At 65.3% G+C, this 20238-nt stretch carries 35 protein-coding genes and 1 tRNA gene; 21 read left to right on the plus strand and 15 right to left on the minus strand.

The features are described 5' to 3' along the window. Positions 1–65: 65 nt before the first annotated feature. From ACZK45_RS17060 to ACZK45_RS17110, 11 genes are all read right to left on the minus strand, one after another. On the minus strand, positions 66–764 hold the full coding sequence (locus ACZK45_RS17060; protein ID WP_478444969.1) for a hypothetical protein: 699 nt from the start codon (positions 762–764) through the stop codon (positions 66–68). 70 nt (positions 765–834) lie between these two features. Then, the gene (locus ACZK45_RS17065; RefSeq protein ID WP_032129815.1) at positions 835–1188 is read right to left on the minus strand and encodes a Lar family restriction alleviation protein; all 354 of its coding nucleotides are present in this window, start codon (positions 1186–1188) and stop codon (positions 835–837) included. Continuing rightward, the gene (locus ACZK45_RS17070) at positions 1185–1388 is read right to left on the minus strand and encodes a hypothetical protein (RefSeq protein WP_478444970.1); all 204 of its coding nucleotides are present in this window, start codon (positions 1386–1388) and stop codon (positions 1185–1187) included. The genes ACZK45_RS17065 and ACZK45_RS17070 overlap by 4 nt, the downstream gene beginning before the upstream one ends. Continuing rightward, positions 1385–1762 (minus strand): Ref family recombination enhancement nuclease, encoded by a 378-nt coding sequence (locus ACZK45_RS17075; protein WP_478444971.1) that lies wholly within the window; start codon positions 1760–1762, stop codon positions 1385–1387. Before ACZK45_RS17075 ends, ACZK45_RS17070 begins: the two co-directional genes overlap by 4 nt. Then, positions 1762–2049 (minus strand): hypothetical protein, encoded by a 288-nt coding sequence (locus ACZK45_RS17080; protein ID WP_201118928.1) that lies wholly within the window; start codon positions 2047–2049, stop codon positions 1762–1764. The genes ACZK45_RS17075 and ACZK45_RS17080 overlap by 1 nt, the downstream gene beginning before the upstream one ends. Further along, positions 2049–2243: a hypothetical protein gene (locus ACZK45_RS17085; RefSeq protein ID WP_088026427.1), complete on the minus strand. Its 195-nt coding sequence runs from the start codon at positions 2241–2243 to the stop codon at positions 2049–2051. The genes ACZK45_RS17080 and ACZK45_RS17085 overlap by 1 nt, the downstream gene beginning before the upstream one ends. After that, positions 2240–2875 (minus strand): hypothetical protein, encoded by a 636-nt coding sequence (locus tag ACZK45_RS17090; protein WP_478444972.1) that lies wholly within the window; start codon positions 2873–2875, stop codon positions 2240–2242. Before ACZK45_RS17090 ends, ACZK45_RS17085 begins: the two co-directional genes overlap by 4 nt. 25 nt (positions 2876–2900) lie before the next feature. Next, on the minus strand, positions 2901–3794 hold the full coding sequence (locus ACZK45_RS17095; RefSeq protein ID WP_032129810.1) for a helix-turn-helix domain-containing protein: 894 nt from the start codon (positions 3792–3794) through the stop codon (positions 2901–2903). A gap of 1 nt (position 3795) precedes the next feature. Next, positions 3796–4107: a winged helix-turn-helix domain-containing protein gene (locus ACZK45_RS17100; protein WP_478444973.1), complete on the minus strand. Its 312-nt coding sequence runs from the start codon at positions 4105–4107 to the stop codon at positions 3796–3798. Further along, positions 4104–4634 carry a phage regulatory CII family protein gene (locus ACZK45_RS17105; protein ID WP_111008138.1) on the minus strand — a complete coding sequence of 177 codons (531 nt, stop codon included), beginning with the start codon at positions 4632–4634 and terminating at the stop codon, positions 4104–4106. The genes ACZK45_RS17100 and ACZK45_RS17105 overlap by 4 nt, the downstream gene beginning before the upstream one ends. Positions 4635–4743: 109 nt before the next feature. Continuing rightward, on the minus strand, positions 4744–5223 hold the full coding sequence (locus ACZK45_RS17110; RefSeq protein ID WP_134709544.1) for a YdaS family helix-turn-helix protein: 480 nt from the start codon (positions 5221–5223) through the stop codon (positions 4744–4746). 82 nt (positions 5224–5305) lie between these two features. Here ACZK45_RS17110 and ACZK45_RS17115 point away from each other — a divergent pair, with 82 nt between their 5' ends. Beyond that, positions 5306–6004, plus strand: a complete 699-nt coding sequence (locus ACZK45_RS17115; RefSeq protein WP_182680975.1) for a S24 family peptidase — start codon at positions 5306–5308, stop codon at positions 6002–6004. 66 nt (positions 6005–6070) lie between these two features. On the opposite strand, the gene ACZK45_RS17120 is transcribed toward ACZK45_RS17115, so the two are convergent. Together ACZK45_RS17120 and ACZK45_RS17125 are read right to left on the minus strand one after the other, a co-directional pair. Then, positions 6071–6313, minus strand: coding sequence for a type II toxin-antitoxin system HicA family toxin (locus tag ACZK45_RS17120; RefSeq protein ID WP_197638432.1), 243 nt, complete (start codon positions 6311–6313; stop codon positions 6071–6073). Positions 6314–6322: 9 nt separating this feature from the next. After that, positions 6323–6664, minus strand: coding sequence for a type II toxin-antitoxin system HicB family antitoxin (locus ACZK45_RS17125; protein WP_227415982.1), 342 nt, complete (start codon positions 6662–6664; stop codon positions 6323–6325). A 730-nt stretch (positions 6665–7394) separates the two neighbouring features. On the opposite strand from ACZK45_RS17125, the gene ACZK45_RS17130 reads away from it, so the two are divergent. The 16 genes from ACZK45_RS17130 (at position 7395) to ACZK45_RS17205 (ending at position 14038) form a co-directional block, all read left to right on the plus strand. After that, positions 7395–7586, plus strand: a complete 192-nt coding sequence (locus tag ACZK45_RS17130) for a hypothetical protein (RefSeq protein WP_478444974.1) — start codon at positions 7395–7397, stop codon at positions 7584–7586. After that, complete coding sequence (locus tag ACZK45_RS17135) at positions 7583–7798, plus strand: hypothetical protein (protein ID WP_478444975.1); 216 nt, start codon at positions 7583–7585, stop codon at positions 7796–7798. The genes ACZK45_RS17130 and ACZK45_RS17135 overlap by 4 nt, the downstream gene beginning before the upstream one ends. Continuing rightward, on the plus strand, positions 7795–8016 hold the full coding sequence (locus ACZK45_RS17140) for a hypothetical protein (RefSeq protein ID WP_478444976.1): 222 nt from the start codon (positions 7795–7797) through the stop codon (positions 8014–8016). Before ACZK45_RS17135 ends, ACZK45_RS17140 begins: the two co-directional genes overlap by 4 nt. After that, positions 8013–8348 carry a hypothetical protein gene (locus ACZK45_RS17145; protein WP_478444977.1) on the plus strand — a complete coding sequence of 112 codons (336 nt, stop codon included), beginning with the start codon at positions 8013–8015 and terminating at the stop codon, positions 8346–8348. The genes ACZK45_RS17140 and ACZK45_RS17145 overlap by 4 nt, the downstream gene beginning before the upstream one ends. Beyond that, positions 8345–8632, plus strand: coding sequence for a hypothetical protein (locus ACZK45_RS17150; RefSeq protein WP_478444978.1), 288 nt, complete (start codon positions 8345–8347; stop codon positions 8630–8632). The genes ACZK45_RS17145 and ACZK45_RS17150 overlap by 4 nt, the downstream gene beginning before the upstream one ends. 109 nt (positions 8633–8741) lie before the next feature. Continuing rightward, positions 8742–8984: a hypothetical protein gene (locus ACZK45_RS17155; RefSeq protein WP_478444979.1), complete on the plus strand. Its 243-nt coding sequence runs from the start codon at positions 8742–8744 to the stop codon at positions 8982–8984. Between the two features lie 77 nt (positions 8985–9061). Further along, positions 9062–9274 carry a hypothetical protein gene (locus tag ACZK45_RS17160; RefSeq protein ID WP_478444980.1) on the plus strand — a complete coding sequence of 71 codons (213 nt, stop codon included), beginning with the start codon at positions 9062–9064 and terminating at the stop codon, positions 9272–9274. Beyond that, positions 9271–10386 (plus strand): hypothetical protein, encoded by a 1116-nt coding sequence (locus tag ACZK45_RS17165; protein WP_478444981.1) that lies wholly within the window; start codon positions 9271–9273, stop codon positions 10384–10386. Before ACZK45_RS17160 ends, ACZK45_RS17165 begins: the two co-directional genes overlap by 4 nt. After that, entirely contained in the window at positions 10379–10633 is a 255-nt protein-coding gene (locus tag ACZK45_RS17170) for a hypothetical protein (RefSeq protein WP_478444982.1), read from the plus strand. Before ACZK45_RS17165 ends, ACZK45_RS17170 begins: the two co-directional genes overlap by 8 nt. A gap of 189 nt (positions 10634–10822) precedes the next feature. Next, positions 10823–11326 carry a hypothetical protein gene (locus ACZK45_RS17175; protein WP_478444983.1) on the plus strand — a complete coding sequence of 168 codons (504 nt, stop codon included), beginning with the start codon at positions 10823–10825 and terminating at the stop codon, positions 11324–11326. Next, entirely contained in the window at positions 11323–11571 is a 249-nt protein-coding gene (locus ACZK45_RS17180; protein ID WP_478444984.1) for a hypothetical protein, read from the plus strand. The genes ACZK45_RS17175 and ACZK45_RS17180 overlap by 4 nt, the downstream gene beginning before the upstream one ends. After that, complete coding sequence (locus tag ACZK45_RS17185) at positions 11568–12152, plus strand: hypothetical protein (protein WP_478444985.1); 585 nt, start codon at positions 11568–11570, stop codon at positions 12150–12152. Before ACZK45_RS17180 ends, ACZK45_RS17185 begins: the two co-directional genes overlap by 4 nt. Further along, a complete protein-coding gene (locus tag ACZK45_RS17190; protein WP_478444986.1) occupies positions 12149–12442 on the plus strand; it encodes a hypothetical protein in 294 nt (97 codons plus the stop codon). The genes ACZK45_RS17185 and ACZK45_RS17190 overlap by 4 nt, the downstream gene beginning before the upstream one ends. Before the next feature lies 1 nt (position 12443). Beyond that, on the plus strand, positions 12444–12641 hold the full coding sequence (locus tag ACZK45_RS17195; protein ID WP_478445893.1) for a DUF4224 domain-containing protein: 198 nt from the start codon (positions 12444–12446) through the stop codon (positions 12639–12641). A gap of 1 nt (position 12642) precedes the next feature. Continuing rightward, positions 12643–13683: a tyrosine-type recombinase/integrase gene (locus ACZK45_RS17200; RefSeq protein WP_478444987.1), complete on the plus strand. Its 1041-nt coding sequence runs from the start codon at positions 12643–12645 to the stop codon at positions 13681–13683. Between the two features lie 112 nt (positions 13684–13795). Beyond that, positions 13796–14038 carry a hypothetical protein gene (locus ACZK45_RS17205; RefSeq protein ID WP_478444988.1) on the plus strand — a complete coding sequence of 81 codons (243 nt, stop codon included), beginning with the start codon at positions 13796–13798 and terminating at the stop codon, positions 14036–14038. Positions 14039–14109: 71 nt separating this feature from the next. Here ACZK45_RS17205 and ACZK45_RS17210 read toward each other — a convergent pair. Together ACZK45_RS17210 and ACZK45_RS17215 are read right to left on the minus strand one after the other, a co-directional pair. Continuing rightward, positions 14110–14183: transfer RNA gene (locus ACZK45_RS17210), tRNA-Gly, on the minus strand. A 128-nt stretch (positions 14184–14311) separates the two neighbouring features. Beyond that, complete coding sequence (locus ACZK45_RS17215) at positions 14312–16165, minus strand: autotransporter domain-containing protein (RefSeq protein ID WP_478444989.1); 1854 nt, start codon at positions 16163–16165, stop codon at positions 14312–14314. A gap of 207 nt (positions 16166–16372) precedes the next feature. Here ACZK45_RS17215 and thiS point away from each other — a divergent pair, with 207 nt between their 5' ends. The 4 genes from thiS (at position 16373) to ACZK45_RS17235 (ending at position 20130) form a co-directional block, all read left to right on the plus strand. Then, positions 16373–16573 carry a sulfur carrier protein ThiS gene (thiS, locus tag ACZK45_RS17220; RefSeq protein WP_008265079.1) on the plus strand — a complete coding sequence of 67 codons (201 nt, stop codon included), beginning with the start codon at positions 16373–16375 and terminating at the stop codon, positions 16571–16573. Between the two features lie 153 nt (positions 16574–16726). Next, the gene (locus ACZK45_RS17225) at positions 16727–17521 is read left to right on the plus strand and encodes a thiazole synthase (RefSeq protein WP_010481470.1); all 795 of its coding nucleotides are present in this window, start codon (positions 16727–16729) and stop codon (positions 17519–17521) included. After that, complete coding sequence (trmB, locus tag ACZK45_RS17230) at positions 17521–18255, plus strand: tRNA (guanosine(46)-N7)-methyltransferase TrmB (RefSeq protein ID WP_010481468.1); 735 nt, start codon at positions 17521–17523, stop codon at positions 18253–18255. The genes ACZK45_RS17225 and trmB overlap by 1 nt, the downstream gene beginning before the upstream one ends. 27 nt (positions 18256–18282) lie before the next feature. Beyond that, the gene (locus tag ACZK45_RS17235; protein ID WP_010481466.1) at positions 18283–20130 is read left to right on the plus strand and encodes an SLC13 family permease; all 1848 of its coding nucleotides are present in this window, start codon (positions 18283–18285) and stop codon (positions 20128–20130) included. Positions 20131–20238: the final 108 nt, after the last annotated feature.

Here is a 20238-nt window from a genome sequence, read left to right on the forward strand (position 1 = left end):
GGCCGGGGCTTGCGATTGGATGGTGGCAAGATTGCCGTCTTTTCCGATGACCTAGGAAGTCATCGCTATGCCGCCTGCGTGAGTGCCTTGCTGAACTGCCTGGCAGCGCGCGCTTCAGCTGCACGGAAGTTGAAGAGCATCCACTCATAAACCGGTCGCCAGAACCGGCTGTAGGCGGACCAGTCGGCGCCGATGGCCGCCGCACGCTTCCGGCCGCTGAGCGGATCGAAGCCACTCCCCCCGCAGCTGTCGCAGTTCACGATTCCCGCAATCGCGGGATCCATCAGGACCTTTTTGCCCGCGCAGCGGGAACACTCGCATGCCCCGGCCATCTCATCGATCACAGCCCCGGCCAGCACCCCAAGTTGCTCCATTGTGTTGTTCGGCCAAGCCGCCGCCCGTGCATCTTCCAGCGCCTGCTCAGCACGCCGCAGTTCACGTCGCTGCACATCCGTCACCGTGCCCCCACCCCAGCCCATGCTGGCCTTGGCGATCCCGAAGTCCGTCCGGGCATCGGCAAGCTCGTGCATCTGCCGAGTGAACTCGGGCGCGACTAAGCCAACGACAGCCTGGCGCAACTGCTCACGTCGACGCTGGCCGCTCTCGGGCCACCACAGTGCCTGCAGCAGCTCATGCCCCAACCCGTGAGGAACATATGCCAACGCTGCGACGATCTCCTGGGTGGACGGGCCACCGGCAGACCCGTCGAAGCTCATTGTTTTTGGGCCAGTCCGGCTGGACAGCAGTTCGCGGGCATTGTTCATTTGCATGCGCCTTCCCCTTGGTGGTTTGCTCGTGCAGCGCGCGATCGCGCCGGATTCTTGGTTGCGTTCATCAGGCCGCCGCGGGACCTGCCGGCTCGGCCGCATAGTGCGTGATCGCCGGGTTGTCCCCGCGCCAGCTCCCGAACACCGGCCGCCGGCTCACCGAGTCCCACAGCATCAGCCGCGTGCCGTCCTGTGGTGCATCGGCTATGGGCATCCAGCTCACCCCGACCAGGGCGCGCTGGTTCCATGCCGAAACGATCTCCGCCTCCGGTTCTTCAGCGAGTTGCTCCAACGCGGCGATGCACTGGCAATGGATCCTCCGCCAAGGCACGTCGCCGTAGATGAAGTGATCTACCGAGAACGTTTCGATGGTTGCCGAGCCACCGCAAAATGGGCACGGATTCAGTGCGGGCGCCGTCATGCTGCCTGTTCCCAGCTGGCCGTCAGGCGCTGAACCTGCCCACCACGCGCCTTGAACTGCTCCACCGTCTCGGCCGGGCCGGTCGCCTTCTTCGCCGGTTTCAGCCGCTTGGGTCGGGAAACGGTGTTGTGGTCCATCCGCCGCTCACGTGGGACACGCTGGGGGTTGATCCTCGGCGCCATGGCCTTCGTCTTCTTCATGCTGCCGCCCTCAGTTCGTTGATGTAGGTCTGGTTTGCAATCAGCTCGTCGTCGGAGCCGTACGTCTCGTGGAAGGTCCGCGAGCCATCCATCAGGCTCGGGCCGTAAATCTGGCGCATCGTCGCGAAGGTGTTCCCCTCCATCGGATGCCGCTGGTGGTGCCACTTGCAGAGCGCGTAGCCGAACATGTGACCGCGCCGCAGGTTCCCGCTCTTGGCGTGGTTGTAGTCGCAGCCGTAGACCACCAGCTCCGGCTCCAGCAGCTCCTGCATCTGGAGCGCCAGACAGGCCATGCAAGGGCCCGTCTTTGCCAGCTCCATCCGGGCCCTTTCCTCTCGGGTGGGAGGCGGCCCGAGCGACATTGACCACCACATCAGCGCGCGTCCTCCCTGCTCATCCTTGAGGGGCACACCCGGCGGTAGTAACCGATGCCGCTGTGCGGGTCCTCGTCATCGCCAGCAATGTGGAAGCTCATCCGATTGCCCAGGTCGCAGGGGTTGTAGTCCTTCGGCGGTTCGGAATCAGCGGTCCAGAACTTGAAGTGCCGGCACTCGTCGCAAGGCTGCACGTCACCCACGTCCTTGCGCTCGTTGCGACGCCGCACCACTTCTTCCAGCAGCTGGTCAGTCGTGAACTGGGCGAGGATTTTCCGGGCGGCCATCAGCGCAGCTCCGGAATTGGGCCGGCATAGCGGGTGATCGGGATCTGGCGCATACCATCGCGCCACACCCGGGTGCCACGGGTGGCGTACAGCACCAGCGGCTTGATCCCGTACCCATAGGCCAGATACCAGCCTGCCACCGCTACTGGCTCGGACACCGGACGCACTTCCAGTTCGACGTGGTCCTGCCTCATGCCGCAGCGTCCTGAGCGGAACCGAGCAGCTCGGCGATCTCGGCCAGCCGCTTCCGGGTGCGCTCGTTTGCTTCCGGGCTCGCCTCCACTCGGCCCGCCAGCAGTGCCAGCGGGTTGAATGCCGGCGTGGCAGGCGGCAGCGACAGGTATTCGACAACCTGCTCATGGACCAAGCGGCCTGCGTTGACCGCCTGCTGAAGCGCGGCGTCGCGGGCACCAGCGTCGTGGCCCAGCGACGGCTGGTAGACGGCGCAGCCGCCTGCAGCGCGCGCCTCCTTCACCAACCGGGTATAGACCTCCAGGAATGCAGCCCGGCCAGCAATCTTGTCTCCGGCCTCCACCAGCGGCAGCGCCACGGTCCATGCGTCCCGGGTCTGCTCGGTCCACACCAGGGTCACCGCCTCGTCAGCAGCGCGGATTGCCACCGCCCAGGCTTCGTTCGGTGCCGGGTGCCCGTCGTCAATCCGCTCCATGATCGCGGCCAGGCTGAGCTTGCCTTTCACCTCTCGGCGGCAGGCAGTCAGCGCGTTGGCCAGCACCTGCAGCGGATAGGTCGCCAGATCGGTGACCATGTAGGCCGCTGCTGTCGGACGGATCTGCTCGCCCATCACCTCGGCCGTGGCCACCAGCATTTCGACCAGCCTGTCCTGATCAGCATCACTGAGCATTCGCGTTCCCCTTCAAGCGGCGCAGCAGCGCCTTGGCGTCGTCGGCCGCGTTGGCATTGGCCTGCGTCTGGTCCTGCTGCCGGGCGCTGGTATCGGTCACCTGCCGCCCGGTCGCCCACTGCGTGCGGTACGCCTCGGCCCCGGCCAGCAGCACGCCCAGGTCGTGCATCCGCTTCACGGCGTAGTTCTCGTTGACGCTCAGGAACCAGCCCGCCACCTGCGGCGCCTCTTCCCGGCCCAGCCGCTTCACCAGATCCCGAACGTTGGTGTTGACCTTGGCGTTGCGGACAGGGTCCACACCGTGGCGGATGCGGTAGGCGGCCCGGTAGGCGGCCCACGTCGCCTTGCAGGCCAGCTGCATCTGCTCCTCCAGCTCCGCCTTCGTCGGCGGCGTCGCCACCGGCGGCGCAATTGGCGGTTCATCTGACGGTTCAATGGGGGTTATATGACGGTTAGGCGGCACGGGGCGCACCTCCAGACCTGCGCCCGGTGCATCCCCTCCTGCAGCGGGCGCATCCCCACCTGCACCGGGCGCACCCCCTGCATGGGGCGCAGCACCTGCGCCCGGTGCAGTACCGTTCTTTCCAGTCTTGCGGGTGCCCTTGGACGGCGCAGCGGCAGCGTTGAATTTGGCCGGCGTAACCGAATAGACCGTGCTGCTGTTGAAGCGGCGATCACGCGCCAGCAGGCCAACGGCCTCCAGATGGTCCATTGCGCTACGTACAGCGCGCGCCGACATGCAGCAGCGCGCAGCGATGGTGCCGACGGCTGGCCAGCACACGCCATCGTCGTTGGCCTGGTCAGCCAACGAGATCAAGACAGCCTTCTGCGTGACGCTCAGGCCCTGCAGCGGCCAGCACTGCGACATGATGATGGTCGACATGTCAGAGCCCCAGCGTCATGTTCTGGCCCGGGGCGACCGGCCACCAGGTGCACGCAGGCTTGCCGGTCGTTGCACATGGCGCGGTCGGACCACGCCAGATGCGTCCCTCCCGGGCCAACTCAGGCAGACGGCGGCCCAGCATGTGGCGGTCCAGGCCGGTCAGCATCGAGAGGTGCAGGCTGCTGTGGCCGGGATGGCGGATCACCGCAGCCTCGGTCTTCGCGTGCTGGACGCGCAGCGCGCCGCTGGCGACAAGGTCCGCAGCAGCGGCGTGGCTGGTGTGCGGATCGGAGGAGCGAGCAAGATGGCTCATCGACGCGCCCTCCCCTTCGCTGCAGCGCGCGACACGTTGCGGATCAGCCGGTGCGCCATGGTGATCAGCGAGTTGGCCTCTTCCACCATCAGCTTGGCTTCGTCGCTGTCGATGTGGCGGTCAGCCATCGCATCCACTGCGGTGCCCGACAAGCGCCCCACCCGCGTGGTGATCTCCAGCAGCTTCGTCTGGATGGCGCCGATCTCGTCCGACCAACCACCCTCCGGCGGCGGCGGAACCGTGGCGACGGCCATGCCGAACTGGCCCGCCAGCGCCTGCATCCAGTCCAGGGCGTAATCGCTGCCGCCGGCCTTCTCCTGCATCCACTCGGTAAGCAGTTCGGCGATTTCCATCGTCACGGACTCACCTTCCAGCCCGCGCAACTTCGCGCGCAGCGTCTCCGGGTGCATGGACTTGCCGCGTCGGTCGGCCAGGAATGCGGCCGCGTCCACGACACCACCGGGCGTCTTGCGCACGGAGTTGTAGAGAACGTCGAGCCAGTTAAGTGCGGATGTACGGCAGGTCATGGGTCACCTTGGGGTGGACTGCGTTTCAAGGTTTCGGGCTGGGCCCGGGTGGCGCACGATGGGCGCCATGGAGATCAACAAGTCAGGGACGACGGCCGGGGACGGGCTTTCAAGCGGTGTCGACCGGGGCGATGCGGTTCGCGTCGGGATCCTCGTTCGCGGGCTCAGCAGCGGCCTGGGCCTCAACACCGAGCAGACGCTGGATCTGCGGCAGCGCGGGCAGGACGCCCTCTTCCGGCCACGCCTCTACCTCTTCCAAGGGCAGCTGCAGCAGGATGGCCAGGTGCTTGTCGCTATCCATACCGAGCTTGGCGCGCAGCGCGCGCTTGCTCATACGGCTATCGATTTCTACGCGCAGCTGCGCGACTGCCTCGGTCTGGGATTCCGCAGGATCTGGCCCAAAGACGTCAGGACGAAGCTGGTGGCGGGAGACGCCGGTGGCCAGCTCGATTGCGATGCAACGTTCTGCGGGAACGCGACAGCGGTCGTACCAGCCGGATACCGACGGCGGCTTGATGCCGAGAAGCTGAGCAAGAGCCTGCTGGCTCCCTGCCGACTGAACTGCTCTATCGAGTGCTGACATGTCCATGGCAGCTATTAGTCCACAGCTAACAGCTTATTGCAAGCTGGCAGCTGCACGAATTTGATTAGTTACCAGCTAACCTGCCGCAATGGACATTCGAGAGATCCGCAGCCGCAACTTTCGCCACCTGATCGAGGCCCTTGAACTGAAGGGGATCAAGGGACGCCGGGACCAAGGCGCCCAGTTGGGTGGGTTCTTGTCTGCGTCCTACGTCTCCCAGCTGCTCGGCGGGAAGTACATCGGCGACGATGTGGCCAAGAAGATCAGCATCGCATTGGGGAAGGACCACGGCTGGATGGACCGGCCCCAGTGGAGTGAAGACGGAGAGGTTTCTGTCTCACCAATCCCGGAGAATGAGACGCCACCCGGCTATGTTCGCTTCGACTTGTTTGAAGGGGGTGCGGGAATGGGCGCAGGGATGGTCAACCAGGACTACCCAGAGGTGGTGAAGACCATCGAGGTCGCAGAATGGGAAGTCCGCAGGAAGCTCGGTTACCTACCCAAGCCAGGCAGGATCCAGATCATCACCGGCCGCGGGCCGTCGATGAAACCCAAGCTCGAAGACGGCGACATTGTCTGGATCGACACCAGCTGCGACTACTTCGACGGTGACGACTACTACCTGATCAACATCGGTGGCGAGACGCAGATCAAGATGCTGCAGAAGCGCGGCGACGGCCTCTACGTCGTAAGCGTCAACACCGACTTCCCGGCCTATAGGCCAGATCCCGGCGATGTAAGCATCCTGGGTAAGGCGCTGATCCACGCAGGGCTGCGGAAGTTCTAAGTAGCGATGAAGTCCCCACTACTGTCCCAAATTGGGACAAACGAAAAGGCCCCGCTCTAGCGGGGCCTATACTTGTTCAAGCAGCTCGAAGAAGTCTTTCTTGCTGAGACCAGCCTGGGCCATCATCAGCTTAAGCATCCTTCGGTGATAAGGCGAGTTGTGCTCGTCAACAGTCACTTTCTGGATTCCGCCGCCTGCCTCTTTGACCCAGTGCACATGCGAGGTGCCATTCTGTGGCCGAGGCTTGAACCCTAGGTGCTTGAGGACGGCGGTGAACTCCCTGTGGGTGACCGGCCGCTCCTTGACCATGATCCCCCGTCAGCAGGCAACAGGCTTCATCGGAAGCGGTTCACTGAACACCTTTCCGACGCGCTGACGCTGAGAGTGGAGAAGACGGTCTTTGGCAACAAGCAAGCCAACCCAGTAGTACCGCAACCAAAGGCTAAGCGGTGCCTTGCGGGTCATCAGGTAAGCCGCATGTTCGCGGTCCTGACCAACCAGAGCATCGGTAACGTACTCGCGGACCTGCATTTCGAGCTTGTGCCGCGCTTCCTGCAGGCTGTCGCCTTGCGCAACGAGCGAAAGATCGAGGCAATACGCCACCCACAACCCATCCTCGCGTTCGGCAAAGCAACGCAGAAGTAGCTGATTCGGACGCATAGTGTTCTCCAAAATGCTGACCCTCCGTGGGCAGCTCTATTAGGCAGCCGGGCGGTCTGCCGATACATCAATAAGTGGTGGGTAGCAATTTGCTACCTACTACGCGGGCAATCTTAGGGTTTCACTTCCGCAAAAACAACAACATGTTTGTTGACACAAAACTGGCAGTCATGTTTGGTCACGTTCCGTGAAACCTGTCACACGAATTCCACCCTCGTAAAGACTGTCGGCTTTCGGTCGTCAAACTTTAGTGAAGCCAATAGCGGCAACGCTTTTCGGTGCATTGCATTGGGCCTGCAATTTCAGTGCGGCTCTCCTTGTCCGGACGTTCCACGGCGATCTCTGGTCGTGCAGTTTGCGCAGATCTTCTATGAACGACTGAATGAACGACACTCCAAGTGCCTGTCTGTTCAGCCTCAGCGCGCGAAGCTGAAATTTCGTTCATCTTCACAACGCCCTGTTCCAGTGACACAGCGGCAGGCATGCAGATAGGTCCGTTTAACGTTAAACAAGGCCAGATGCGGCCATATGTCCGCCCTGTCCGTACCGCCTACTGCACAGTGTCCCACCCTGGCGCAGCCGTATCACTTGCAGGGGTGGTCGACAGGCCAAGCAGCCCCATTCATAAAATTGTTAGCTGATAGCTGTTGACTAACGATTAGCGTGCAGCTAACGTTGCCTCCGTCGCCCAACACCACCCCATCCCGGGGCCGGGCGCAGGAGATCACGCATGGCCACCCTTTCCCTGGGCTGCCGATCGGCAGAGATGAAAGTCACCGCTGACCACGTCAGCGAACGCGTCATCGCAGACATGGGCGCTGCCCGCCTGCACCTCACCGCCGAAGAGGCGGAGCAGCACGCGCACCAGCTGCAGGCTGCAGCCAAGCAGCTGCGCGCCGCGCTGCAGGACGCCGCCGCATGAGCGCCGCCCTCGCCCACCACTCCAACGCTCAGCGCGCCGCTGCAGCCGCTGGCATCGTCGCCCGCGCCGGTCGCCGCTGGGGCCTCCTCCCCTACCAGGTCGTCGCTGCCTCCAGCGTCGCCGCCAATGCCGTCCTGCGGCATGGCCAGAGCGCTGCTGGCGCCGTCGCGGCCGTCCGCAGCGCAGCGCGCGCCCAAGGCGGTGCTGCATGAGCGCCCCCTCCACCATCCCAGCCATTCGCCACGCCGTGAGCGCTCTTCATGGCGCTGCTGACGACGGCGCCGACACCCGCCGGTACGCCGAGGCATTGCAGGAGATCGGCGAAGCCATCGACAAGCTGTTGGCCGAGGCGCGGCGATGCTGCTGCGGCACCGGCGACCTGGCCGACCTTAGGGCCGCCCTCGCTCGCTTCAAAGGCGGTGCAGCATGAGCCGTCAGTATCGCGACGATCACCCGACTCTGGACGCTCGCCTCTCAGCTCTGGAAGGCGCGGCAATGGACGCGTTTGAAGCCGGCTGGGACGCATACCCGCCAGGTGCGCGCTGCATCGTTCGCTCGCAACGCTATGGCCACCAACCAGTCGAACGTGAGGCGTTGATCGTCTCCACCACTGTCGATCTGCACATGACCTGCAATGGCAAGCCTTGGGCTTCCATCAGCGTGCGCACGAAGAACCTTAAAACCGGCAAGTACCGGGTTTTCTACCCATCGGTCGAAGTCGCCGGCAAGCCCAGCATCCGCGTCGAAGGCGCTGCCGTATGACCGGTCGGACGCAAGGGCCTTGGGCATACCAGGAGCAGAGCGACGCCTACACGCACATTGTGCGCGGACCCAACAACAGCTTCATCTGCCAGCTTTCCCAAGACAGCTCGGGCGAGAGCGAGAGAACTGCACGCCTGATCTCTGCCGCGCCGGAAATGCGCGACGAGTTGCAGATGCTCTGCGACGTACTCGAAGCAGGGGCAGATCCTTTGCCAGTGGAGGTTGAGGCCCGAATTGCTTTCGCGCGAGCGGCCATCGCCAAGGCCAACGGTGAGCGGCCATGACCGACCACGACTTCTTCGCCGCCATGGCCGTCGGCATCCCGCCCATCACCCCGCCCGTCGGCCCGGCGCCCGCGCCGGCCGAGCCCACCGCCGAACAGGAGACCGAGTAATGCGCCACCTGGCCCTGCCCTTCTTCTGCGCCATCGTCGTCGGCCTGCTGCTCGCACTGCTCCCTTGGGCACTGCGCACCCAGGTCGACGCCGTCGCCCTCGCATGCGCCATCGGCGCCGTGTTCTTCGCATGGCGCTGCTGGGAAGACCTCCAGACCACCTGGCCAGCCTTCAAGGCCGAAATGCAGCGCCGCACCGCCGAGCGGCAGCGCGCGCCGCTGGCCGCTGACGACACCCACTGAGCAACCGCCCGCCCGGGTGACCGGGCTCCGCGCCGGCCGGACTTCCACTCGCCGGTAACCCATACCAGGAGTCCAGCGTGCGTAACCAGCTCGACATCTTCAAGGACGACCCGGTACGGATGGCCAAAGCCAACCGCGACGCCGCCGACCACGCGCTGCACGACACGCAGTTCACCGAGCGGGAGCGCCAGGAGCGCTCCGCCTACTACACCAACGAAGCCGAACGGTGGGAGTTCCGCGCCGCTGTCGGCGGCCAGCAGATCAACGGCACAAAGGAGCCGCGAGCATGAGCAACGACAACAAGACCCTGGCGGACGCGCAGCCCGGTGGGAGGGTGAGGCTGGGGGATCACCCGAAGAATGGCGAAGTCCTCGTGGAAGTCTCGGGCCTCACTGGCAGCGGCAAGAGCGCCATTGCTGGCGAGATCGAGATCCTGTGCAAGGCCCTCGGATTGGATGCTGAGTGGGTCAACGGCGACGAAGAAAAGCGCCTGACCCACACCGACTGGATCGGCGCGCTGGAAATGTACAAGCCCAAGGTGGTGATCGTGGAGCAGAACATTCCGCGCGCCGCCCTCTCCGCCCAGCCCTCCCCGGGTGGTCAGGGGAATGCGCTGCTTGAACAGGTCGCACGCTTCCTAGACTACTCGGTCGGCCACGACCCTTGGCCGAACATCAGGCGGGTTTACGGCGATGCGTGGTGGGAGCCGGTGAGGAAGATGCGCGACGATCTGCGCGCCCTCGCCGCCCGCCAGCCGTCCAAGCAACCGGATAGCGTTGCTCTGGGCGAAGCAACGGAATTCTGCATCGAGAAGGGCGAACGACAGTCGGTGGGGCAGTCCTTCCAATCAGGCGTGTCCGAATGGATGGGCCAGTGCTTCCTGCCGTCGCTCTACAGCAACATGACCGAGCGCGGCGACCGCCTGCTGGAAGAAGTGTTGGAGCTGCTGCAGGCCCACGGCTATGACAAGGCGCGTGTGCCCACACTGGTCGACTACGTATTCGGCCGCCCAGTCGGCGAGCCGGCGCAGGAAGTCGGCGGCGTCATGGTCACCCTGGCCGGTTACTGCTGGGTGGCGGGCCTCGACATGCACGTTGCTGGCGATGCTGAGCTGGCTCGCATCAACCAGCCCGAGGTGATGGCAAAGATCCGGGCCAAACAGGAGGCGAAGAACGCCCTGCACTTCGACACGCCGCTACCGGGCAGCGCCGACGCGCACTTGCCCGCGCAGGCCGTGGACCTGGGGCAGATGCCGGAAGGCTGGCGCCTGAGCAAGAAGGCCACCTGCTACCAGCTCTCGCACGGGAACGACATCATCGGCAACTTGGTCGGTCCGGATGCAGAGGAGAACGCCGCAATCATCGCTCGCGTCCTCGACAGCCAGGCGGTGGGCAATGGCTGAGCCGCAGATCGTCCACAGCGAGGCCATCGCCGAGGCGAACGGAAAGCTCTGCTCGTTCTCGATGCGATGGGAACTCGATGGCGACTACCTGCGCTGCAGGATCTGCCAGCGGCCACAGCTGACCAGCTATGCACGCTACCCGTTCCCGCACGATGACGGCTGCAAGGGCGCGCAGAGCCATGAGGCACACCCGTGGATCACTTTTGTGCAGCTGCTGGCTCCGCTTAGCCAGGCGGTGGGCAAATGATCGAGAAATGGCTGCAGTACACCTGCGACGGGTGCGGCGAGACGGAGACGGCGGACGCGCCCAATGAGTCGGCAGCGGAGTGCCGTCGCCGCATACGGGAGTACGGCTGGAAGAATCACGGCCGTCTGGACTACTGCCCCACCTGTGTGGCCGATGGTGCAGCGGCGAGGCGTGAGGAGGGATTCGGCGATGGCTGACCAGCTGCTCACCGCTGCAATCGACCACCGCGAGGTCGGCCGGCAGCTGGCCAGCATGTCCGGGGTCGAGCTCGACTTAATCGCACCCCAGGATGCTCGTCTGTGGGAGGCTCGCGGCCATGCGCTGCAGGCGCTCGCTGCCGGCGACATGGACGCCGCGCTGCGCACCATGGGCATGGTGTCCTCGCGAATCATGGACCGAGACGAGGCATGGCAGATCGCATCGAACGCGGTAGCCGTCCGCATTGCCGCCGGCTGGACGCGCGACATGCTGGACAGCAGCACCGAGGCCGGCCGCGCGCCGTGTGGTCGCGGCTACTACCTGTTCTGCTCCGGTGCGATCGCGGTCTGCTACTTCCCGATGGTCTGCATCACCGACATGAACGGTCGCGGCTACCACTTCCATATCGCCCTGGACCTGCTTAACGAACGAGATCCCAGCCCCTACGCAATCCGTCGTCCGGCCGTTCCGCAGCAGTTGGAGATGTTCCGATGATCGCCGCTGGGTTCCCGCTCGCCCGCCACAGGTTGCTGATCTTCATGCGGCAGCACTTGGCACTCGCGCGGCGCGTACGCCTTCAGGGCCCAGGCAATGGCGGCCTGATGGATCCGCCCTTCTGGCACTGCATGGACCTGGCCGCCGCGAATCGCGCGCGCCTGCTGCATCTGATCTCCATCGAACGAGCAGCAGTGCCTGCCCCACCTCCGGCACTGCCGGCCCAACTGGATCTGTTCGCATGACCGCACCACTTCCTGTTTCCCCGGCCACCGTTGTCGAGGCCACCAAGGCATCGTCGCCCGTCGCCGCGGTCGTCTCTGCCATGCGGCACGTTGATCCGGCCTCCTCGGTTGATGGTCGCCAAGTGCGTGCCTGGGCTGACACCCTGCTTAAAGCGCTCTACACCGCTCAGCCTGTGCGCTGGGAGTATCGCAACAGGAAGGACGTGGGCCCGGGCTGCTGGGTCCAGGCCGACGCAGGGCATGTGTACGCCGCCCACCAGCGTGGCCTCGTTGTCCGCGCCCTGTTCGAAACCCCGCGCGTAGTCCAACCGGAGAAGCTGCACGAATTCCGGGGGAGCGTGTGCGTCCGCTGCGGCGACAGCGAGGATTGGGCCGGTCCGGATTGCGAGCCGCTGATCCAGAAAGTCGACCCGCGCACCCGGCTCCCGGTAGAGGCGAGCTGGCTCCTTGAGCCGCTGAAGTGGATCCGCGACGCCGGGCCCATGCCGATCAGCACGCACGAACGCCGCCGCAGGGCCACCGAAGCCACCTTCCTGATCGAAAAGCTCGAAGCCCACATCGAGGAGTGCAACAAGCCATGACCCAGGAACATATCAGCCACCCGGAAGGGTTGCCGAACTGCGCCGCCGGACACCGCGCGCGCCACATCCACGACAAGCGCTGCGCCTCCGCCGGCGGTGGCCACCTGGTCGAGTGCGCCTGCAGGTCGACCAGCAAGCATGCCGATCCCGATGCGGCCATTGCGGCATGGCGCCGGCTCAACCGCCCGGCCCGGAGCGTCCGCGTATCAACGCAGCCTGCGGTAGCCGAAAACGTCATCCAGATGCGCCTGGTAATGGCAGGCGGAGGGAAGGTGGCCAGTGCTCTCTGATATGTACCTCTCGCGGGACGAAATCGCGGGCCTTTGCCGCACGCCACAGCGCGCGCGCCAGGCGGCATTTCTACGCAAGAACGGAATCAAGCACTACCTGGACGCACACGACTGGCCGGTGGTGCTGCGCTCCAGCGTTGAGGGAACGGCGCATACACCAAAAGCGCCGCCGACATGGACTTCCAGCAAGGTCGCTTGAAATGGGACGGAAACCGAGCAAGCCGGGGGCAATCCCCCGGTTCAGGCCACGCAAGCAGAAATCGGGCGTGACCCACTACTACTACGACCACGGCGGCAAGCCGAGGCGCGAGACGCCTCTCGGTAGCGACTACGGCGTGGCCATTAAGCGATGGGCCGAGATCGAGCACGCGAGTACTATCCCCGCCGCTGCAGTCGTGACCTTCCGGCACGTCGCCGACCGCTACCGAGCGGAGGTGGTTCCTACCAAAGCCGTAACCACTCAGCGCCTCAACAATCGCTGCATCACTGCGCTGCTGAGCTACTTCGACGCGCCGCCTGCGCCGTTTGAAGCCATCCGCCCGATCAACATCCGGCAGTATCTGGATTGGCGGAAGGCGAAGGTGATCGCGAACCGCGAGGTTTCGCTGTTCTCGCACATCTGGAACTGGGCGCGCGGCAAAGGCATTACCGATCTACCCAACCCCTGCGAGGGCATTCGTCGCAACAAGGAAGCCGGCCGCGACGTTTACGTGGACGATGACGCTTTCAGGGCCGTCTATGCACACGCCGACGCAGCTCTGCGCGACGCAATGGACCTGGCCTATCTGACTGGCCAGCGAGTCGGCGACGTGTGGTCCATGGACGTGCGCCAGGTCACAGCGCGCGGCCTCATCATCCAGCAGTCGAAGACCAGCAACCGAGTCACTATGGAGATCACTGGCGAGCTGGCTACGCTGCTTGAGCGCATTGCAAAACGTAAGGGGGAGAAGTGCCCGAACGGGCGAGAGAAGGTCTACAGCACGCGGCTGATCGTAGACGACGACGGCCTAGCCCTGGGGCGCGCGGCCCTGCGCTACCGGTTCGACAAGGCCCGGGAGACAGCGGGTATTGCAAAGGGCGAGTTCCAGTTCCGCGATCTCCGCGCCAAGGCGGGTACGGACAAGGCCGATTCGGCAAAGGACATTCGCGAAGCGCAAGCCCAGCTGGGGCATTCATCGGTCACCACGACCGAGACATACGTACGAAAGAAGCGCGGATCCAAGGCGACCCCCACCCGCTAGGCTGAACGTCGTGGAAACGCTGGCAATTGCCGTTACGGAGCCGCCTACGACGCGTTATAGATCGACACAGCGATCTGGGTAACTATCGGTTTACACCAATGGAGGTTGCACCATGAGCGAACGATCACGCAGCGAAAACGTCACCGTGGAAGGCAACACCGTTCGCGGTCCTGAGTCACGGCGAGCTGACGCATGTTCGGCCCTAGAGGCGCTAGGAACTCCTGGCGTGCTCCAGACCGCCGGACATGCCGTCACCACGTACACCGATTGCGATCCAGAACCGACCTGGATCATGACGTTAGTCGATGCAGACCAAGCCATGAAAGTGAAGGAGCTGCTAGATCGGAGAGCATGAATCCCATGCGTAATTGCGGAGCGCTCTGCATATTGCGGAGCGCCTGAAATGGCGCGAACCGTTGGGAGACATGGAGCGGGCGATGGGAATCGAACCCACGTCAGTAGCTTGGGAAGCTACAGCTCTACCATTGAGCTACGCCCGCATTGCGGCTGAAAGTCTATGCGGAGCGGCCGGTGTTGCGCAATGGTGGCCGCCGCACCCGCCGGGCATGGCCCGGCGCTGCCGTGCAGGCATCCCAGGCACCTTGCGGTGCCCGGGATGTTGCATTCATCAGAAGCTGCCACCCACGGTGGCGAAGATCGTCGCGTCACGGGCACGCTTCTGCGCGGCCGTGGTGCTCAGGCCAACGTTGCCCTGCAGGCCGAACAGGTCCATGCGCGCACCCAGTACGGCAGTGGCGTAGTTCTTGTCGAAGTCCAGGCCCGGCACGCGGTAGCTGCCCAGTTCCGGCAGGGTCTGCAGCCACGCGCTGGCCTGCTTGGTGCCCTCGAACTCGTGGTCGTAGGTCACCTGCACGTACGGCTTGACGGTGCCGCCATCGAAGCGGGCCTGCCAGCCGATGCGGCCGACGGTCGAGTCGACGTTCTGGCGGTCGTAGCCCAGCGCGGTGGCCAGCGTGCCCGCAGCAGCGCTTTCGCTGTAACCGTCGATCTTGACCTTCTGCCAGATCACCGCAGCGATCGGGCCGTGGCGGAAGCCACCTTCGGTGCCGAACTCGTAACCGGCATTCAGTGCAGCGGTCAGGTTGCTGCCGTCCGGCGAGCCACCGTGTTCGCGGGTAGCCGGGCCCAGCTGGACCTTGCGGTTCACGTCATACGACAACCAGGTGTAGCTGACCTGGCCGTTGACCCAGACGCGGTCGCCATACCAGGCAGCGAACAGGCCGGCGGTGGTGTCCTTCTGGGTGAAGTCGCCACGGCTGTTGCCGAAGTCGGCACTCATGCGACCGAAGCCGGCGAAGCCGCCGACCACCACGCCGTTGCGTGCCCAGTCGACACCAAACAGGCCGGCCGGCGCCACGCCGTCGTACAGGTCGGCGTGGTCATAGCGCTGCAGGTCACCGCGCACGCCACCCCACCACGACAGGCCATCGGCCGGACGGGCGCCCAGGTGGTTGCTGACCTGGTCGGCACGCGAACGGCCGACGGTCTGTGCCGAGTGGCTCAGCACCTGCTGCAGGCGCGGAGCCTCCAGCACCGAGACGGCGTACTGGCCCAGCAGCTGGTGACCGGTAACGGTCGGATGCACGCCATCGGCGAACAGATAGGTCTGGTACGCATCGGGGCTGACGTAGGTGGTCGGGTTGCAGCCGATGATGCTGCCCGTGGTGTTGGCCGGGTTGATCTTGCAAGCGGTGCCGGTGACGTTGGTGAAACCGTACATGCCCGGGTTGGCGGTCACTTCACGCAGGATGCTGAAGGTATCGAGCGGAATGAACTCGATGCCCGCCTGCTTCAGGCCGCCATACAGCGCCTTGTTGTAGCCGACCGACATGGCGGTGGCGGCTGCTGCATTGGGGCCGCGGAACTGCGGGGTGATGCCCACGTCCGGCAGGTTCGGCACCAGCACGTACTGGGCACCGGCCTGCTTCAGGGCACCGACCAGCGCGATCTGGTCGGTGACCGCCGCACCGATGATGCCCTGCACCTGGGCCGGCGGCGCACCCGCACCGGCAGCGCCGGCGGCGGCAAACAGGTCGTTTGCGCCACCCCAGACGGTATACAGGGCGTTACGGTCAGCCTTGCCACCGTTTGCCGCCAGGTAGCGGGCCGCCTGCGACTTCAACGAAGGGATCGCGCCGAGGGCACCACTGCCTTCGACCGACACGCGGGCGCCGCCGACAGCGTAGTTGTCGCCGTTCTGGCCGTTGCCGTTGGGGTCCTTGTTGAGGCCGTAGTAATTGGCGACCTGCTGCGACCACACCCAGCCCGGGTTGGTGGTGAACTGGCCGGAGAGCCCCTGCGTGGCCTCGGGCAGCAGCGGGCGGAAGTAGCCGGCGTCGGTGAGGCTGTCACCGAAGAACACCGCCTTGGAGTACGGATTTTCGCCTGCCATGGCCGGCAGCGCGGCCAGTGCGATCGCAGCCGCCATGAGGGAGCGGATCGGGTGTTTGCTGAGCTGCATCTAGGAACTCCTGTGGGGTAAACAAGTTGGAATCCGGCGCACGTACGCCGGCGCACGGTCAATGGTTTCACCGCGCCGCCGTTTGCTCACGCTGCGCCGCCGCATGGATTGTCGCCTGACCACGTCGAAACCTGCTGTGCCGGAGCTGGCGCCCGGTTCAAATTACAAACGTTCCGATCCCGACGGGCTATCAGCGACAATGCAGGGATGAACATCCAGCTCAACGGCGAACCCCGCACCCTGCCCGCCTCGGCGACCCTCCACGACCTGCTTGAGGCCGAGCAGCTGCTGCAGCGCCGGGTGGCGGTGGAGGTCAACGGCGAGATCGTCAGCCGCAGCCGCCATGGCGAGCATGTCCTGGCCGAAGGCGACGTGGTGGAGATCGTGCACGCGCTGGGTGGGGGCTGAGGCCGTCCCGGGTAGTGCCGGCCGCTGGCCGGCAATCCGACGCTGTCAGGCACCCTGCATCTGCCGGCCAGCGGCCGGCACTAACCCTACCCATCCACGGCCTGCACGCCATTGCGTGATCCCATCTTCAGGCGGATAAGCGATAATCGCGCCATGAACGTTCATGTCTCCCCCGATTCGCTGGTGATCGCCGGCAAGACCTATGGCTCGCGGCTGCTCACCGGCACCGGCAAGTTCAAGGATCTGGAAGAAACCCGCCTGGCCACCGAGGCTGCAGGCGCCCAGATCGTCACCGTGGCTATCCGCCGCACCAACATCGGGCAGAACCCGGGCGAGCCGAACCTGCTCGACGTGCTGCCGCCGGAGCGCTACACCATCCTGCCCAACACCGCCGGCTGCTACACCGCCGAAGACGCGGTGCGCACCTGCCGGCTGGCGCGCGAACTGCTGGACGGCCACAACCTGACCAAGCTGGAAGTGCTGGGCGACCAGAAGTCGCTGTACCCGGACGTGGTGCAGACCCTCAAGGCCGCCGAACAGCTGGTCAAGGACGGCTTCGAGGTGATGGTCTACACCTCCGACGACCCGATCCTGGCCAAGCGCCTGGAAGAGATCGGCTGCGCTGCGGTGATGCCGCTGGCTGCGCCGATCGGTTCGGGCCTGGGCATCCAGAACAAGTACAACCTGCTGCAGATCATCGAAGACGCCAAGGTGCCGATCATCGTCGACGCCGGCGTGGGCACCGCGTCGGATGCGGCGATCGCGATGGAGCTGGGCTGCGACGGCGTGCTGATGAACACCGCCATTGCCGGTGCGCGCAGCCCGGTGCTGATGGCCAGTGCGATGCGCAAGGCGGTCGAGGCCGGCCGCGAGGCCTTCCTGGCCGGGCGCATCCCGCGCAAGCGCTACGCCAGCGCCTCCTCTCCGGTGGATGGGTTGATCGGCTGATGACCAATCCCTTCGACAGCGCCGGTTCCAAGGCCCCGCCCAAGCCCTTCACCGTGAGCGAGGGCCGCCGCGAGGTGCGCAGCTTCGTGTTGCGCCAGGGCCGCTTCACGCCTGCCCAGCAGCGCGCGTTCGACGAACGCTGGCCGCGCTTCGGCATCGACTACAACGGCCAGCCGCGTGATCTGGACGCCACCTTCGGCCGCCCGGCGCACAAGGTGCTGGAAATCGGCTTCGGCAACGGTGCCGCGCTGCGCTTCGCTGCCCAGCACGACCCGTCGCGCGACTACATCGGCATCGAGGTGCACGCGCCCGGCGTGGGCCGTCTGCTGAACGCGCTGGCCGACGACAACGCCGACCACGTGCGCCTGTACCACCACGATGCAGTGGAAGTGCTGCAGAACGAGATCGCCGATGGCGCGCTGGATGAAGTGCGCATCTACTTCCCGGACCCGTGGCACAAGAAGCGCCACAACAAGCGCCGCCTGCTGCAGCCTGCATTTGCCGAGCTGCTGGTGCGCAAGCTGCGCCCGGGCGGCCGCCTGCACTGCGCCACCGACTGGGAAGACTACGCCGAGCAGATGTGGGACGTGCTCGACGCCACCGCCGGCCTGGTCAACCGCGCCGGCCCACGTGGCAGCGTGCCGCGCCCGGACTGGCGGCCGCAGACCCACTTCGAGACCCGCGGCCAGAAGCTCGGCCACGGCGTCTGGGACCTGCTGTACGACCGCACCTGACGATCGCCTGAGGACACCGCGCCCCACATGGATACCGCGCTGACGCTGACCAACGACATGAAGCTCGTGCTCGGGCTGGTCGGCTTCACGATGGCGATGTTCCTGTTCGAGCGCATCCGCGCCGACGTGGTCGCGCTGGTGGTCCTGGTGGTGCTCGGTGTCACCGGGCTGATCGCGCCGGAGGAAATCTTCGGCGGCTTCTCCGGTAACGCGGTGATGAGCATCATCGCCACCACCATCCTCGGTGCGGGCCTGGACCGCACCGGGGCGCTGAACCGGCTGGCCGCGTGGCTGCTGCGGCGCGGCCATGGCGTCGAGCAGCGGCTGCTGATGATGACCACGGCCATTGCCGGCCTGAATTCCTCTTTCATGCAGAACCCGTCGGTGATGGCGCTGTACCTGCCCGTTGCCTCGCGACTGGCCGCGCGCACCGGGTTGACCCTGCAGCGCCTGCTGCTACCCATTTCGGCGGCAATCGTGATGGGTGGTGCGCTGACCATGGTCGGCAATTCACCGCTGATCCTGCTGAACGATCTGCTGGCCTCGGCCAACAACAACCTGCCTTCCGGCCTGGCCACCATCGAGCCGCTGCGCATGTTCGCACCGCTGCCGATCGGCGTGGCGCTGCTGATCGCTTCGCTGCTGTATTTCCGCTACTACGGCGACCGCAAGCTGATCGAAGAAGAGAACCTGGTCAACGACGGGGTCACGCCCGCGCGCACCGAGAGCTACTTCGCCAAGACCTATGGCATCGAAGGAGATGTGTTCGAGCTGGTGGTCAGTGCCGAAAGCCCGCTGGTGGGCATGACCCTGGGCGAGGCCGAGAACCTGCACGATGCCCCGCTGCTGCTGGCCCTGAAAACCGGCAATGACACTCGCCTGGCGCCACCGGCGGAGATGCGCATCTGGGTCGGCAGCGTGCTCGGCGCGATGGGCCCGCGTGAGCAGATCAACGATTTCGCGCAGAACCAGTTCCTGCGCATGTCTTCGCGGCTGAAGCACCTGGGCGACCTGTTCAACCCCAGCCGCGCCGGCATTTCCGAGGCCGTGGTGCCACCGACCTCGAACGTGATCGGCAAGAGCGCGGCCGATCTGCGCCTGCGCAAGGAGCGCGGCATCAGCCTGCTGGCGATCAACCGCGACAAGCAGGTGATCCGCGAGGACGTGCGCGACGTGCAGCTGCGCGCCGGCGATATGCTGGTCTTCCACAGCATCTGGACCGACCTGGCGCAGGCCGCCCGCAGCCGTGACTTCGTGGTGGTGACCGACTACCCGACCGGCGAGCAGCGCCCGCACAAGTTCAAGATCGCCATGGCGATCTTCGCCTTGACCATCCTGATCGCGCTGACCAGCAAGCTGCCGGTGGCGCTGACGCTGATGACCGGCGTGGCCGGCATGCTGCTGACCGGCGTGCTGCGCATGGACGAGGCCTACGCCTCGATCAACTGGAAGACGGTGTTCATGATGGCCGGGCTGATCCCGCTCGGCTGGGCGATGGATTCCAGTGGCGCGGCGGCATGGGTGGCCGGCCATACCATCGACAAGCTACCCACCGGTATTCCGGTATGGGTACTGGAGGTGGCGCTGGCGCTGCTGACCACGGCGTTCTCGCTGGTCATCAGCCATGTGGGCGCCACCATCGTGATGGTGCCCATTGCGGTGAACCTTGCGCTGGCGGCGGGCGGCAACCCGACGGCGTTCGCGCTGATCGTGGCGCTGTCGGCGTCCAACAACCTGATGACGGCCTCCAACCCGGTGATTTCGATGATCACCGGCCCGGCCAACTACACCCCGCGCGAGATGTGGCGGGTCGGCGGCCCGCTGTCGCTGATCTACACCTGCGTGGTGGTGCTGATGATCAACCTGATGTTCTGAGGGTTGGGTTTGTTGGCAGGGCTGCGCCCTGCACCCGCAGAGGCAACGGCAACGGCAACGGCAACGGCCGAAGCAACAGCAACAGCGGGCTATCCGTGGGATGGCGGG

Source organism: Stenotrophomonas sp. 63632_Sma (assembly GCF_056482875.1).

Bases quoted from the DNA above. Each gene is read 5' to 3' on its own strand.
- ACZK45_RS17060 (WP_478444969.1), bottom strand. From the start codon at position 764: ATGAACAATGCCCGCGAACTGCTGTCCAGCCGGACTGGCCCAAAAACA.
- ACZK45_RS17065 (WP_032129815.1), bottom strand. From the start codon at position 1,188: ATGACGGCGCCCGCACTGAATCCGTGCCCATTTTGCGGTGGCTCGGCA.
- ACZK45_RS17070 (WP_478444970.1), bottom strand. From the start codon at position 1,388: ATGAAGAAGACGAAGGCCATGGCGCCGAGGATCAACCCCCAGCGTGTC.
- ACZK45_RS17075 (WP_478444971.1), bottom strand. From the start codon at position 1,762: ATGTGGTGGTCAATGTCGCTCGGGCCGCCTCCCACCCGAGAGGAAAGG.
- ACZK45_RS17080 (WP_201118928.1), bottom strand. From the start codon at position 2,049: ATGGCCGCCCGGAAAATCCTCGCCCAGTTCACGACTGACCAGCTGCTG.
- ACZK45_RS17085 (WP_088026427.1), bottom strand. From the start codon at position 2,243: ATGAGGCAGGACCACGTCGAACTGGAAGTGCGTCCGGTGTCCGAGCCA.
- ACZK45_RS17090 (WP_478444972.1), bottom strand. From the start codon at position 2,875: ATGCTGGTGGCCACGGCCGAGGTGATGGGCGAGCAGATCCGTCCGACA.
- ACZK45_RS17095 (WP_032129810.1), bottom strand. From the start codon at position 3,794: ATGTCGACCATCATCATGTCGCAGTGCTGGCCGCTGCAGGGCCTGAGC.
- ACZK45_RS17100 (WP_478444973.1), bottom strand. From the start codon at position 4,107: ATGAGCCATCTTGCTCGCTCCTCCGATCCGCACACCAGCCACGCCGCT.
- ACZK45_RS17105 (WP_111008138.1), bottom strand. From the start codon at position 4,634: ATGACCTGCCGTACATCCGCACTTAACTGGCTCGACGTTCTCTACAAC.
- ACZK45_RS17110 (WP_134709544.1), bottom strand. From the start codon at position 5,223: ATGGACATGTCAGCACTCGATAGAGCAGTTCAGTCGGCAGGGAGCCAG.
- ACZK45_RS17115 (WP_182680975.1), top strand. From the start codon at position 5,306: ATGGACATTCGAGAGATCCGCAGCCGCAACTTTCGCCACCTGATCGAG.
- ACZK45_RS17120 (WP_197638432.1), bottom strand. From the start codon at position 6,313: ATGGTCAAGGAGCGGCCGGTCACCCACAGGGAGTTCACCGCCGTCCTC.
- ACZK45_RS17125 (WP_227415982.1), bottom strand. From the start codon at position 6,664: ATGCGTCCGAATCAGCTACTTCTGCGTTGCTTTGCCGAACGCGAGGAT.
- ACZK45_RS17130 (WP_478444974.1), top strand. From the start codon at position 7,395: ATGGCCACCCTTTCCCTGGGCTGCCGATCGGCAGAGATGAAAGTCACC.
- ACZK45_RS17135 (WP_478444975.1), top strand. From the start codon at position 7,583: ATGAGCGCCGCCCTCGCCCACCACTCCAACGCTCAGCGCGCCGCTGCA.
- ACZK45_RS17140 (WP_478444976.1), top strand. From the start codon at position 7,795: ATGAGCGCCCCCTCCACCATCCCAGCCATTCGCCACGCCGTGAGCGCT.
- ACZK45_RS17145 (WP_478444977.1), top strand. From the start codon at position 8,013: ATGAGCCGTCAGTATCGCGACGATCACCCGACTCTGGACGCTCGCCTC.
- ACZK45_RS17150 (WP_478444978.1), top strand. From the start codon at position 8,345: ATGACCGGTCGGACGCAAGGGCCTTGGGCATACCAGGAGCAGAGCGAC.
- ACZK45_RS17155 (WP_478444979.1), top strand. From the start codon at position 8,742: ATGCGCCACCTGGCCCTGCCCTTCTTCTGCGCCATCGTCGTCGGCCTG.
- ACZK45_RS17165 (WP_478444981.1), top strand. From the start codon at position 9,271: ATGAGCAACGACAACAAGACCCTGGCGGACGCGCAGCCCGGTGGGAGG.
- ACZK45_RS17170 (WP_478444982.1), top strand. From the start codon at position 10,379: ATGGCTGAGCCGCAGATCGTCCACAGCGAGGCCATCGCCGAGGCGAAC.
- ACZK45_RS17175 (WP_478444983.1), top strand. From the start codon at position 10,823: ATGGCTGACCAGCTGCTCACCGCTGCAATCGACCACCGCGAGGTCGGC.
- ACZK45_RS17180 (WP_478444984.1), top strand. From the start codon at position 11,323: ATGATCGCCGCTGGGTTCCCGCTCGCCCGCCACAGGTTGCTGATCTTC.
- ACZK45_RS17185 (WP_478444985.1), top strand. From the start codon at position 11,568: ATGACCGCACCACTTCCTGTTTCCCCGGCCACCGTTGTCGAGGCCACC.
- ACZK45_RS17190 (WP_478444986.1), top strand. From the start codon at position 12,149: ATGACCCAGGAACATATCAGCCACCCGGAAGGGTTGCCGAACTGCGCC.
- ACZK45_RS17195 (WP_478445893.1), top strand. From the start codon at position 12,444: ATGTACCTCTCGCGGGACGAAATCGCGGGCCTTTGCCGCACGCCACAG.
- ACZK45_RS17200 (WP_478444987.1), top strand. From the start codon at position 12,643: ATGGGACGGAAACCGAGCAAGCCGGGGGCAATCCCCCGGTTCAGGCCA.
- ACZK45_RS17205 (WP_478444988.1), top strand. From the start codon at position 13,796: ATGAGCGAACGATCACGCAGCGAAAACGTCACCGTGGAAGGCAACACC.
- ACZK45_RS17215 (WP_478444989.1), bottom strand. From the start codon at position 16,165: ATGCAGCTCAGCAAACACCCGATCCGCTCCCTCATGGCGGCTGCGATC.
- thiS (WP_008265079.1), top strand. From the start codon at position 16,373: ATGAACATCCAGCTCAACGGCGAACCCCGCACCCTGCCCGCCTCGGCG.
- ACZK45_RS17225 (WP_010481470.1), top strand. From the start codon at position 16,727: ATGAACGTTCATGTCTCCCCCGATTCGCTGGTGATCGCCGGCAAGACC.
- trmB (WP_010481468.1), top strand. From the start codon at position 17,521: ATGACCAATCCCTTCGACAGCGCCGGTTCCAAGGCCCCGCCCAAGCCC.
- ACZK45_RS17235 (WP_010481466.1), top strand. From the start codon at position 18,283: ATGGATACCGCGCTGACGCTGACCAACGACATGAAGCTCGTGCTCGGG.